Genomic DNA, 12,401 nt, shown 5'->3' on the forward strand with positions numbered 1-12,401 from the left:
ATTGAGGTTTCATTAATTAATCAATTCCCATTAAAGCAATTAGAATTTCCTATTGATAAGTCATAGTAATAAATTTTGTTCATTGCTGCCTCTAGAGATTAGTTTTGCTTAAAAGGGATCGAAAAACTACAGATTTATGTATACTGAATGACTGTGTGAGTCATAACAGTGCATTCTACAGCAGAATTATTTTACATTATGCCATTTTTCGGACTAATTTGGACAACATCATGGGTAGGCTGTTTGCTGGCATCCAGCCAGGGTCTATTAAGAGTACCCGACTACATCACCAATGCTTTGCCGACTAAAGTTTTATCCGTTGTTAACAGCCCACTCGAACAACCAATATCTCCTTTTTTTTCATCTCCAGTTTATTCAAACGTCTGGTCTAACAAGTCTTCAGTAACAGCACTTGCCAATTCAGGATTAGCTAATGATTTAGGCAGTTTACCATTTCCATTCGCCCAGACTGCTACTGTCGCAGCTCATCCATTCAGGGATACTGCTCAACCAGTTACTTGTCCAGCAAAGTCAGATTCTCTGGATGATGGGGGCAAATCCCAACCTAGCCATGATTCCTCATCGGCTTCAGGAAATTATTCATCTACCAACCATCTCTCAAACGCTAGTCTACCCCAGAAAATCTGGAAAGTGATCGAGAATTTGTTTTCTTGGGGTCAACCTGTTGCATCCAAAGAAAAAACCTCGGCTGAATCCGTAGTCGTAATCAGCTCTCACTCTCAAACACGACCTCGTGGCAGAAATAAGAGTCAGGTAAGAAGGGGGAAACGGGGCTTTTTGCAATATACCCAAAGGAGTAATAAATTAGAACATTCGGCTGAACAGCAGCAATTCCAGGTTGTGGTGAAAGGGCGAACGATTGCCCAATTGCCGACTCAAAAGCAGGCTGAACAAATGGCGCAAAGTCTCACGCTGTTGTTTTGTGACTCATCAGATGTATCTGAGATAAATTCATCGGTACGAGCTATCCTGTCTGATGGAATACCTGTGGTGAAAGCAGGCGATCGCGTATTATTTAAAGTAGATGATACCTTAGCCAAAGACTTAGATCAGCATCGAGAACTTCTGGCAATTGAATGGGCAAATAACTTGCGTCTAGCGTTAGGACAATCGCCATTAAGTTTGGCAGACGCCCAAAAGCAGATGTACAACTTAGTTGAAACATTGAGTACCATTGAAGGCATAGCATCTTGGTACGGACCCTATTTTCACGGTCGGTACACAGCTACTGGGGAAATTTACGATCAGCATGATCTGACAGCGGCTCATCCCACCTTACCATTTGATACCTATTTGAAGGTCAAAAATTTAGAAAATGGTCATAGTGTGATTGTTCGCATTAATGATCGCGGTCCTTATATTCCGGGTAGAACTCTAGATTTATCCCGACAAGCCGCTCGTTCTATTCGGAGTGAAATAGTAGGAGTTATTCCGTTTGAAGCTACACTTATGGAACCACGCGAAAGGATAAAGGATGAGGGATGAAAGAGATAATAAAGATGGGGAGCAAATGACCAATGACCAATGACTAATTCTTAACTTGGCGTCAGTGAAAGTTCAGGATGCTTGGTGATTATTTGATTAATCGGAATAGCGATAATGAACTCTGATCCGACACCGGGTTGAGACCGACAAGTTAACTGACCCCCATGGTTTTCTACAATAATTTGATAGCTAATCGATAGACCCAATCCGGTTCCTTTACCCAGGGGTTTGGTAGTATAAAAGGGATCAAAAAGTTTTTGGCAGACGTCTGGACTCATCCCAGGACCATTATCGGCAATCCGAATTATAGCATGAGGTATTTTTTGGCAATCACTTACTCCAGGTTTCTCAATACTAATATCCTGCACCTCAGTGCTAAGTTTAATTTGATGAGGAGTCTTTCTACCTGAAGATTCCAATACATCTACAGCATTAGTGAGTAAATTCATAAACACTTGATTGATTTGCCCTGCATAACATTCGACTGGGGGTAATTTGCCATAGTCTTGAATCACAGTAATTTCGGGATGCTCAACGCTAGGTTTCAGGCGATGTTGCAAAATCAACAGAGTACTTTCAAGTCCTTCATGAAGATCAGCGGACTTCATTTCAGTTTGGTCAGCCTTGAGAAATTTTTGTAGGGACAAAACCACCTGCCGAATCCGGTTAGCTCCGACTTTCATTGAATTCAGTAGTTTTGGCATATCTGCCATCAAGAAATCTAGATCAATGTCTGTGATTCGTTTCTGAATATCGGCTACGGGTTGGGGATAGTGAATGCCATAGAGTTCGACTAACTGCATTAAATCGCGCAGATAACAGATGGCGTAATCGATATTGCCGTAAATAAAACTGACAGGATTATTGATTTCATGAGCAACACCAGCAACCACTTGCCCCAAACTTGACATTTTTTCTGTGTGAATCAGCTTGGTTTGAGCTTGTTGCAGCTTCTGTAATAAATCAGTGACGTAGTGAGTTTCTTCTGCCAACGCCACTTCTGCTTGCTGGTGCAGAGCAATCTCTTGTTTCAGCCGCTCATTGATTTGCAACAGTTCAGCCGTTCGGTTAGCGACTCGTTTTTCTAACTCATCATTCGTTCGTTTTAGGGTTTCCTGAGCAAATTTGCGTTCTGTAATATCTCGCGTTACCCTAGCAAAGCCTCGTAATTGTCCGTCTTCTCCCCGTAAGGCAGTAATCACAACATTAGCAAAGAATGTTGAGCCATCCTTACGCACTCGCCAACCTTCTTCTTCAATACGACCTTGCTGTGCAGCTATTTTTAAGCATTTGTCTGGTTGTCCCTGGGCGATATCCTCAGGGGTATAAAAACAACGGACATGTTGACCCAGGATTTCTGTAGCGCGATATTGTTTAATTCGTTCGGCACCCGGATTCCAGCTTACAATCTTGCCCTCTGGATCGAGCATAATAATGGCGTAGTCTTTGACGCCATCGACTAATAAACGAAACCGTTCTTCGCTTTCCCGGTGTGCGGCTTCAGCTTCCCGGCGTTGGGTGTTATCACGAGCAACCGCATAAATTTGGTTCTGCGTGTGACATAAGGTGATGTTCCATAACAGCCACTTATAGGAGCCATCTTTGCAGCGGTAGCGATTTTCAAAGGAGACAATTTTCTCACAGTCCCTGAGCTTTTGCAGTTGCTTCAAGGTCATCTGCTGATCCTCTGGATGCACCCATTCAATCCAGGGACGGGCTTTAAATTCTTGGCTACTATATCCCAGGATTCGCTCACACATCGGGTTAACTTGCTGCCAATAGCCATCAGGACTGGCAATGAAAAACAAATCAAGGGTCAGGGTTAAAAATTTGTCTTGATTGCTACAAAACTCATGGTGCTTTTGTGTTCTGCCTCCCTGAGACTTAGGGAGAGGGGGTTCTGCCGTTTGGATGATCATCGATTACTTACCTGATTGATGAGACTCAATTGCGCGAGTGAGAGAAACTCAAAATGATACTACAGGTCTCTCAAATACCTAAACCGACTTGGCTGAGTCGCTATATTATCTGGAAAAGCCCAATAACAGCTTGACGTCTGAAGTCTTTCTGTTTTTTGGAAAAAGCTGTTGTGGTCAGGCAAGCAGATACACCCTAGAGTATGATAAAGCCTTTCGATCGTTATTGCTAGTTTATCCTCTAATATAGATTCTCTAGATATAAAAGACAAAGGACAAATCAAACCTTAGACAATTAGCCAGGGAAACCAGAGGGCTAAACTCAGCAAGCTGAGAAATAGAATCGGTAAAGTCAGAATCAGGCTAAGACGAATATAGTAAAACCAATGCAGGCGCAAACCTTTACGTGCTAAAACCTTGAACCAAATTAACGTTGATAAACTACCCAGAGGAGTAATTTTTGCTCCCAGGGTACATCCAATCACATTAGCGTACTCCATCATTTCCCGAATCGCTGGCTCAGTGGTTGTGTCGGAAATGGCTACGGCATTCAGCAACACAGTGGGTAAATTTTGAAATAGGTTTGACAGCCCAGTAGCCAGAAAACCTGTGCCGATGGCTGTCAGGGTTAACCCCCAACTGGAGAGGGCGTCTAGCTGATGGGTGATGACATGACTCATGCCAACTTGAGCTAAACCGAGGACGACACCATACATCAGGACGCTAAACCCGATCAATTGCCAGGGAATTTCCTGCCAAACTTTGCCCACAGAAATAATCGGTGTGGTATTTGGGAGAAACCCACGTCCCGCCAATCCTAGCAGAATCAACGCCGCGATCGCAGGCACGATCCAAGTCGGCAGAGCATGGTCTTGGGCAATCCAGTATGCCAGAGGTAGACTGGCTAAAATAACCATACCCCATCGACAAACCAACGGATCACGAATGGCTTGGCGTGGTGGCGGGAGGTGAGTAAGTTTGTATGTGACTGGAATGTCTCGATGGAAGTAGAACCATAAGCTGGCTAAACTGGTTGCGATCGCGACGAATGTCACCGGGGTCATCACCAGACTGTAGCGAAACCCTGAAATGTCGCCATAGTTTACCGCAAGCAGGTTGACCGGATTGCTCACAGGGAACAATAAGCTAGCCGCTTCAGTGATAAAACTAACCGTAAAGACAACAGCGAACACGGTTTTAGCCCTGAGGCGTAGTAAACAAAGGATCTCCATCACCGGAGAAATCCAGATTAATGCCATACCCACATTGGTTAAAACAATTGTTCCCAATGCTCCCAAAAGTCCGCACAAAAGGAAAAGCAGACGCCCTTGACCTATCCCCAAAACCGTTAATTGTAGCGCTAACCCTCGCCAAAACCCGGCTTCATCCAGAATCCGGCACAAAATGAGTAGGGCAATCAATGTGAGTATAGTATTGCCAACAGTTGCACTAACTCTAAGTTCGTCCATTAAGGACACATCGCTAACCAGAGTAAAAATCCCCCCTGTCAATGCACCCAATCCGATGCCCAATCCTCGCAGTTGCCAGATAATCAGGATAAGCGTGAACAGAAAAATCAATAGTGCCACACAAAGAAGCCTGTTTAATCACTGATGACCCTTTAGCACTAATATTCTATGGTTTGTCGCCCTAATCCTGCCTTAATGTATATCCGTGATGCCACTGAGGTAGATTTGCCTGCGATCGTGGAAATTTACAATTCGGCTGTTCCCAGTCGCATTGCCACCGCCGATCTAGAACCTATCTCAGTTGAAAGTCGTATCAGTTGGTATCAAGAACATAAACCAAACAGCCACCCTCTTTGGGTCATGGACTGCCATGAACGATCCAATTCTACAGGTCAAATTGCTGGTTGGCTCAGTTTTCAGGCTTTCTTAGTCCGCCCAGCCTACCATGCAACGGCTGAACTTAGCGTCTACGTGTCTCCCGATTTTCGGCGTCAAGGAATAGGACAACAATTGCTGCAACGCGCTATCAAACAGACTCCTAAGTTAGGACTCAATACCTTAGTGGCATTAATTTTTGCTCACAACCAACCCAGCCTACACCTCTTTCAAAAATATGGCTTCCAACGTTGGGGGTATTTACCTCAAATAGCGGATATGGGTCACATTGAGCGTGATTTGGTAATTATGGGACGTCGAGTGTGTTGATTTGTCATTTGTTATTTGTCATTCGTCTTATGTCTTATGTCTTATATCATTTGTTAGGGAACAGGGAACAGGGTAATGGGCTATAGAAATTTTGTTTCCCATCTTCCCCAGCTCCCCCAGCTCCCCCATCACCCCATCACCCCATCACCCCATCACCCCATCACCCCATCACCCCATCACCCCATCACCCCATCACCCCTGTTCCCTTGAATCACCTTCTCAACTAAATCAGGATGACGAATTCTGACCCAATCCGGAAACGCTAGATAGGGATCATCCGTTAGCTGGCGTTGTAAAAGCTCAATGATATCATCGACTTCATTGACCAAATCAAAAACAAAAATATTAAATTTCATCGTCTGATTGACATTGAAGTCTAGCGCCAGGAAATGTTCAATATCAATATCTTTACCTAATCCCAAAACAAAAAACTTGATATCTTTATGATTTTCAATTTTGCTACAGACTGAAGTAATACATTGAATAAATTGCTCTTCGTCATCAAATTGACCATCAGTATAAATAATAAAAAAGGCTCCTTTATCATTAGGTTTGCCTTCAGTTAACCAAGTATTAACACAATGGTTTAAAGTCGGAACAACAAAGGTTTTGGTTTTGGGTTTATTGTTGACGAACAGCTTCCAAACTTGAGAGGCATCGTTAATCAAAATAGGTTTGGGTTTGACCCTTTCCCTACTGAAGAAGTAAACAGAGACCCGATTGTCAGCCGGATAGCTCTGCTTCATGGCAATTTTTTCATCCGCTTTATTCCCGGATTCAGAACCAACTGACAGAATGGCGGCAATATGTCCTTCAACAACTTCCGCTAGATACTCGTAACGAGTTTGCTTTCCGGTATCTTCATCCTTTCTCACCATAGAACCACTCTGATCAATCAGGATAAAGATATCGCGGTTGTTAAGTGGAGAATCGGACACATCCTTAACCGTTAATCTCACTTCACTCGTCACGCGAATTTCTGTATCTTCGCGTTTCACTATCTTGTGATTATTATCATCTACAACTTCAGATAACTTTTGGTGAGTTACACTCAAGGTTTGCCGGGTTACAAGTTCAGGTTGATATTTAGCGAACAGCGCAATTAACTCTCCTCGTTTAGAACGCCGTTCATCAGGAAACTCATTTCTCAGCCTAAAAGCTGAACAGATATTCTCAACGTGTTTTCTTACCGTTGATGTTTCAATATGTAACGATTGAGCGATATCCTGATCCGAAACGCCAGCCAAGAGCAATTTCAGCACTTGCCTGCGTCGTGGTGTCAATCCCTCAAAGGCTTCAGTAAACTGCCAACGGTTCATTCTCGCTCATGCAACTTAGATGGGTTTATTTTCATTTTGATGTATTCTGGATCACTTTCCCAGTGTCTGAGTCTACAGGAAGAAAAAATCTGAGTGTATCCTGTTGGTTGGCAAAAGCAGGCTAAGTTTGATTCTTCAGACGTTAAATTGGCACAATTTAGCACAAAAAGATATATTTTGAGGCATAATCGCCACAATTTTTGTAATTCTTTGAGAAAATACTAAATTTTTCACCAAAATTCCCTGATAATGCAGCGACTGAAGATGCCGCTCCTGCTGCAACCGATAAGGCAGTCGAAGAGAAGGAATACGTTAGGACTTTTCTCTATTGCCTATTGCCTTTTCACCCAATTTTATTGTCCTAACCTCAATGCGTAGTGCTATATGCGGTGTCTGTATTTCAGACTCATCAGCAAACGTTGGCAGCACAAGTTTCCTGAGAATGATGTAAACTTTTGTTAAGACGCGATCAGAGGAACTTAATATGACCACCCAACTCGGCTTTGGCAAAGTCCAACCCAAACAGCAGAAAGCCAAGAAAAACAAAGTCAAACGGGCAGCCGCTTCCCGCAAGTATGATGAAATGCAAAAGTCGGGATTACCGGAATTCAATATCTATGTCCGGATTAAGGGAGAGAAAAACTGGTTACCGGCTGGCTCAATGGCAGTGAATCGCAGCAGTCAAATCAACCAGGCGTTATTTCAGCAAGAAGAGGAGTTACTCAAAGGAATATTTCGGCTATTCCCCAAACTGCGGAAGCGCCAAAGCGAGTTGGAATATGGTTATCGACTCAAAGAGTTTAAAGACGAACCTATCGTTGTGGCAACTCGTCCCCAAGCAACACCAGGGAATTTGATTCAATCCACTGTCAGCCAAGTTAAAGAACGTTTCTCATCAGTATTCCAGCGTCAGTAGGGTTGGCTGAATAAGTCTTGTGTTGAGGGGGAGCTGGGGGAGCTGGGGGAGCTGGGGGAGCAGAGGGAGCTGGGGGAGCTGGGGGAGCTGGGGGAGCTGGGGGAGCAGAGGGAGCTGGGGGAGCAGAGGGAGCTGGGGGAGATATTAGCTGTTCAGTTATTTCTGCCTTCTTGCACTAGGGTACTGATGCGTGTGTAGGGGCGGGTTTCACAACTATCGTTTCTGACTTCACCCAGATTTAGCTAAATCCGCCCCGGCTCAGTTGCCACGCATTTAAGGGAAGCTTGTAGTGAGGGAACCTTAGCCCTCTCCAGCTATGCGTTATAACACTAAAGTGCTTACTGCAAAGCTCTATTTTAGCTGGGTCACGCATAAACTCAATCCTTGCCTTCTACCACTCAAATTAATCTTCACGATGATAAGGATCACTGACGTCAAAAAATATTCTTGCTAATTATTTAATTTTCGCGCCTCACCGCTTCCCCAGGGAAGCTTCAGGCGTTAGTTTGATACAAGGCAAGCGGCAATAGCGGCTTGCCTTGCATCACCACTACATGCTGTTTAAGTCTGATTTTGTAACCCGATACGACTCATGATTGCCAATCCAACTATGACTGAGAATCCATTACGCCGTGGCACGGGACTACCCCCTTTTGACCAAATTGAGCCAAACCATATTGTGCCTGCGATGACGCAGCTATTAGCTGAACTCGAGCAGGAATTAGCCGCCCTAGAGGAGGGGGTAACACCAACCTGGGACGGTTTAGTCGAACCCCTAGAAACATTGACAGAACGCCTCAGGTGGAGTTGGAGCATCGTGAGTCATTTGATGGGGGTGAAAAATAGTCCCGAACTGCGTGAGGCTTACGAAACGGTTCAACCCAAAGTCGTTCAATTCATCAACACACTCAACCAAAGTCAACCCTTATACAAAGCCTTTAAAGCCTTGCAGGATGGGGATGAATGGCGTAGCTTAGAGCCAGCCCAAAAACGTATCGTAGAAGCCGCCATTCGAGATGCTGAACTGTCGGGTGTGGGACTTGAAGGAGAAGTGCGATCGCGCTTCAATCAAATTCAGATGGAGTTGGCGGAACTATCGACAAAGTTCTCCAACCATGTCCTAGATGCAACCAAGGCATTTAGCATGACCCTAACCAGTCCAGAAGAGGTAGAGGGTTTACCTCCTAGCTTAAAGAGTTTAGCCGCTCAAGCCGCCCGCGCTGCTGGGGAAGAAAAGGCGACTCCGGAAGCAGGTCCCTGGCGGATCACGCTGGACTATCCCAGTTACATCCCCTTCATGCAACACAGTACCCGTCGGGATTTGCGGGAGAAACTCTATAAGGCTTTTGTCAGCCGCGCCTCCTCTGGGGAGTTGGATAACAGTCCCCTGATTGAACGGATTTTAGAACTGCGTCAAGAAAAATCCAAGCTGCTAGGGTTTAGCAGTTATGCTGAATTAAGCCTTGCTAGCAAAATGGCACCGAATGTTGAGGCGGTGGAGGGATTACTGGAAGAACTGCGTGGTGCGAGCTACGATGCGGCGGTTAAGGATTTAGAGGCGTTGAAAGAATTTGCATCGGCTAAAGGTGTCCCCGAAGCCAATGAGTTGAAACACTGGGACATCAGTTTTTGGTCAGAACGTCAACGGGAAGAAAAGTTTGCCTTCAGTGCTGAAGAATTGCGTCCTTATTTTCCGTTACCTCAAGTGCTGGATGGCTTGTTTGGCTTAATCAAGCGACTGTTTGGGGTAACAATTACGCCTGCGGATGGACAAGCCCCCGTCTGGCATGAAGATGTCCGCTATTTCCAAGTTACCGATGAAACAGGAAGTGCGATCGCATTCTTCTATTTAGATCCCTACAGTCGTCCCGCTGAGAAGCGTGGGGGCGCTTGGATGGATGATTGTGTGGGGCGTGCCAAACTCACGGAAGCCGGGACAATGACGACGCGCCTACCCGTTGCCTATTTAGTTTGCAACCAAACGCCACCGATTGATGGTAAACCCAGTTTAATGACCTTTGGTGAAGTCGAAACCCTATTCCACGAGTTTGGTCACGGGTTGCAACACATGCTCACCAGAGTGGATTATGCTGGGGCAGCCGGAATTAATAATGTGGAATGGGATGCGGTGGAATTGCCCAGCCAGTTTATGGAAAACTGGTGTTACGATCGCCCCACGCTGATGGGCATGGCGAAGCACTACGAAACGGGAGAATCCCTGCCAGAACATTATTATCAGAAACTCTTGGCAGCCCGGACTTACATGAGTGGTAGTGCCATGTTACGGCAATTGCACTTTAGTTTAGTGGATATCGAACTGCACCACCGTTATCAGCCCGGTGGGGAGGAAAGTGCCAGTGATGTCCGTCACCGGATTGCTAAAACCACCACCGTGTTACAACCCTTACCGGAAGATTCCTTCCTCTGTGCCTTTTCCCATATCTTTGCGGGCGGCTATGCGGCTGGGTATTACAGTTATAAATGGGCAGAAGTCTTGAGTGCCGATGCTTTTGCTGCCTTTGAGGAGGTTGGTTTAGAGAATGAAACCGCCGTGGCGGATACAGGAAAGCGGTATCGGGATACGGTACTGGCATTAGGCGGTGGTGTGCCACCGATGGAGGTATTCAAGCAATTCCGGGGACGGGAACCGAGTACGGAACCGTTACTGCGTCATAGTGGATTAGTCGGGGCGTCTTAGGGAATTGAGCCTCCTGCGATCGCGAAATTACCCTGTAGGGGCGACCTGCTGGCATTAATCAAAAATTCCATTCCACTCAATTGGATCGGGTCGCCCTCTACTCAACCGCTTAGGTAAAAAAGACTTGAAGTGATTCATAGTGTACCTAATCATTAACAAAATTAGCAATAACTGGGAAATGATCAGAGGGAAAAATCCCTTGCCATTTCCTATTATCAACCGTCACAGTTTCTTGTCTCAGGCGACTATCGTAATAAATCGTATCAACAGCCGCAAACGCCTCACCTGTAAACCCATGAATACTCTGCTGTTTTTCCAATTCAACACCCGCCAAAGCGTCATGGAGAATCATAGAATTCGTTGATGAATCAGATAAGATTTCCCGTGGCAAGCTACCGGGTTCAGCATTAAAATCACCGGTTAGGAAAAGATAGGTATTGTCAGGATGGCAGTGAATCATGCGATCGCGGATTAGTCTTGCCCCCAGTTCCCGTGCTTTGGCACTGGTATAATCCAGATGGGTATTAAAACAGGTGATTGTTTTAGACACCTGCGCTACACTAAAGACTGCCCAGGTTGCCATTCGCGGTGCAGGATTTCCCCACTCAGGACTGATACTTCCAGCAATATCAGGCGTATCGCTTAAGTAAAAATCGCCATTATCCAGGCATTTAAGACGGTCTTGGTTATAGAAAATCGCACAATGTTCTCCTGTCCCTGTTCCCGTGCGATCGCCCCCAATACTTTGATAATTCGGTAAACGGCGATGTAAGTCAAGTAGCTGGTGGGCTTTGCCTTCTTGGGTGCCAATGATATCTGGATGATACTCCTGAATCAGCGCCGCGATCGCATCACGCCGAATCCTCCAATCCTGGTTATCGGGATCTGGCTTATCGTAACGGATATTGAACGTTATGATTCTAATGTTCATAGGTGATTCGTCTTTCGTCATTTTTCATACTCAAGGAAGCGAGAAGCAAGCTACATAATTTGTTCCCTGTTCTCTATTCCCTATTGCCTATTCCCTATTGCCTATTCCCTATTTCCTTTCCTCATTCCTATGTTCATAACTCAAATCGAATCATTATATAACATTTAGTTAACTTATAGTTAAGGCAAGGTTAAGTGTTTGTTAATATAATGGAAAGTAAGAGATTATGAGACAGGAGGCTAAGATATGGCACAGTCCACATCATCCGATTCCGCACAGGTCAGTAAACAAAACTTTCTTTACCCTAGATGCCGCTATTACGGCAAGTTTACCCCAGAGGATCTAGCCTTTAATGCCAACTTGCAAGAGTTTGCCCAGAAAGTGTCCTATATTTCTGCCCTAGAAACTGGCGGTAAGATTTCCTCTGAACGAGCCTATGAGCAAGTACAGTCATTGTGGAAGCAGTTGAAATATAGTAAGGAATCCTTGGGCATTGGTCAAGCTAACCCCCCCAAAACCTAATAGATTTTGTATAAGACGGTCGTTTGAGAAAAACTGTGACACACAATGCTGCAATTTTAGTCATTGAAGATGAAGAAATTTTGCGGGACATTATCCTTAATGTCTTACAGGAAAAAGGGTATCAGGCAATTGGTACTGGGGATTCTCGCAGGGGCTTACTCTTAGCCAAAGAGTTAGTCCCTGATTTGATTTTGTGCGATATTCGGATGCCAAAGTTAGATGGGTATGAAGTTCTCAAAGCTTTACGTCAAGATTCCAAGACTAGGACTATACCCTTTATCTTTATTTCAGCAGAAAAAAGCCAAGTTGTTAGGAACCGAGGGCAGCAGTGTGGGGCAAATGGTTATCTTGCAAAACCTTTTACAACCGATGAACTTTTAAAGGTAATCGCTAATCATATTAACTTTTATCAGTAAACG

10 protein-coding genes are annotated in these 12,401 nt (G+C 44.9%); 6 read left to right on the forward strand and 4 right to left on the reverse strand.

The annotated features are described in order from the left end of the window. Positions 1–168 precede the first annotated feature (168 nt). Positions 169–1,506 carry a septal ring lytic transglycosylase RlpA family protein gene (locus tag MC7420_RS42350; protein ID WP_157453090.1) on the forward strand — a complete coding sequence of 446 codons (1,338 nt, stop codon included), beginning with the start codon at positions 169–171 and terminating at the stop codon, positions 1,504–1,506. A 50-nt stretch (positions 1,507–1,556) separates the two neighbouring features. Here MC7420_RS42350 and MC7420_RS08810 read toward each other — a convergent pair whose 3' ends face one another. Further along, positions 1,557–3,425, reverse strand: a complete 1,869-nt coding sequence (locus tag MC7420_RS08810; RefSeq protein WP_006099723.1) for a PAS domain-containing sensor histidine kinase — start codon at positions 3,423–3,425, stop codon at positions 1,557–1,559. A gap of 284 nt (positions 3,426–3,709) precedes the next feature. Then, the gene (locus tag MC7420_RS08815; protein WP_044205916.1) at positions 3,710–5,011 is read right to left on the reverse strand and encodes an ArsB/NhaD family transporter; all 1,302 of its coding nucleotides are present in this window, start codon (positions 5,009–5,011) and stop codon (positions 3,710–3,712) included. A gap of 48 nt (positions 5,012–5,059) precedes the next feature. Between MC7420_RS08815 and MC7420_RS08820 the strand changes: the two genes are divergently transcribed. Continuing rightward, on the forward strand, positions 5,060–5,596 hold the full coding sequence (locus tag MC7420_RS08820; protein WP_006099898.1) for a GNAT family N-acetyltransferase: 537 nt from the start codon (positions 5,060–5,062) through the stop codon (positions 5,594–5,596). Between the two features lie 176 nt (positions 5,597–5,772). Here MC7420_RS08820 and MC7420_RS42355 read toward each other — a convergent pair whose 3' ends face one another. Continuing rightward, the gene (locus MC7420_RS42355) at positions 5,773–6,915 is read right to left on the reverse strand and encodes a LuxR C-terminal-related transcriptional regulator (RefSeq protein ID WP_006099816.1); all 1,143 of its coding nucleotides are present in this window, start codon (positions 6,913–6,915) and stop codon (positions 5,773–5,775) included. A gap of 484 nt (positions 6,916–7,399) precedes the next feature. Here MC7420_RS42355 and MC7420_RS08830 point away from each other — a divergent pair, with 484 nt between their 5' ends. After that, the gene (locus tag MC7420_RS08830) at positions 7,400–7,831 is read left to right on the forward strand and encodes an HHL1-like protein (RefSeq protein WP_006099815.1); all 432 of its coding nucleotides are present in this window, start codon (positions 7,400–7,402) and stop codon (positions 7,829–7,831) included. Positions 7,832–8,423: 592 nt separating this feature from the next. Next, the gene (locus MC7420_RS08835; RefSeq protein WP_006099795.1) at positions 8,424–10,529 is read left to right on the forward strand and encodes a M3 family metallopeptidase; all 2,106 of its coding nucleotides are present in this window, start codon (positions 8,424–8,426) and stop codon (positions 10,527–10,529) included. 145 nt (positions 10,530–10,674) lie between these two features. Here MC7420_RS08835 and MC7420_RS08840 read toward each other — a convergent pair whose 3' ends face one another. Continuing rightward, positions 10,675–11,460 carry an endonuclease/exonuclease/phosphatase family protein gene (locus MC7420_RS08840; protein ID WP_006099883.1) on the reverse strand — a complete coding sequence of 262 codons (786 nt, stop codon included), beginning with the start codon at positions 11,458–11,460 and terminating at the stop codon, positions 10,675–10,677. 246 nt (positions 11,461–11,706) lie between these two features. Between MC7420_RS08840 and MC7420_RS08845 the strand changes: the two genes are divergently transcribed. Then, positions 11,707–11,982, forward strand: coding sequence for a DUF7219 family protein (locus tag MC7420_RS08845; RefSeq protein WP_006099757.1), 276 nt, complete (start codon positions 11,707–11,709; stop codon positions 11,980–11,982). A gap of 35 nt (positions 11,983–12,017) precedes the next feature. Then, positions 12,018–12,398 carry a response regulator gene (locus MC7420_RS08850; protein ID WP_006099758.1) on the forward strand — a complete coding sequence of 127 codons (381 nt, stop codon included), beginning with the start codon at positions 12,018–12,020 and terminating at the stop codon, positions 12,396–12,398. The last annotated feature ends 3 nt before the right edge of the window (positions 12,399–12,401 follow it).

Source organism: Coleofasciculus chthonoplastes PCC 7420, from assembly GCF_000155555.1.
Lineage (GTDB): Bacteria > Cyanobacteriota > Cyanobacteriia > Cyanobacteriales > Coleofasciculaceae > Coleofasciculus > Coleofasciculus chthonoplastes_A.

Bases quoted from the DNA above. Each gene is read 5' to 3' on its own strand.
- MC7420_RS08810 (WP_006099723.1), bottom strand. From the start codon at position 3,425: ATGATCATCCAAACGGCAGAACCCCCTCTCCCTAAGTCTCAGGGAGGC.
- MC7420_RS08820 (WP_006099898.1), top strand. From the start codon at position 5,060: ATGGTTTGTCGCCCTAATCCTGCCTTAATGTATATCCGTGATGCCACT.
- MC7420_RS42355 (WP_006099816.1), bottom strand. From the start codon at position 6,915: ATGAACCGTTGGCAGTTTACTGAAGCCTTTGAGGGATTGACACCACGA.
- MC7420_RS08830 (WP_006099815.1), top strand. From the start codon at position 7,400: ATGACCACCCAACTCGGCTTTGGCAAAGTCCAACCCAAACAGCAGAAA.
- MC7420_RS08835 (WP_006099795.1), top strand. From the start codon at position 8,424: ATGATTGCCAATCCAACTATGACTGAGAATCCATTACGCCGTGGCACG.
- MC7420_RS08840 (WP_006099883.1), bottom strand. From the start codon at position 11,460: ATGAACATTAGAATCATAACGTTCAATATCCGTTACGATAAGCCAGAT.
- MC7420_RS08845 (WP_006099757.1), top strand. From the start codon at position 11,707: ATGGCACAGTCCACATCATCCGATTCCGCACAGGTCAGTAAACAAAAC.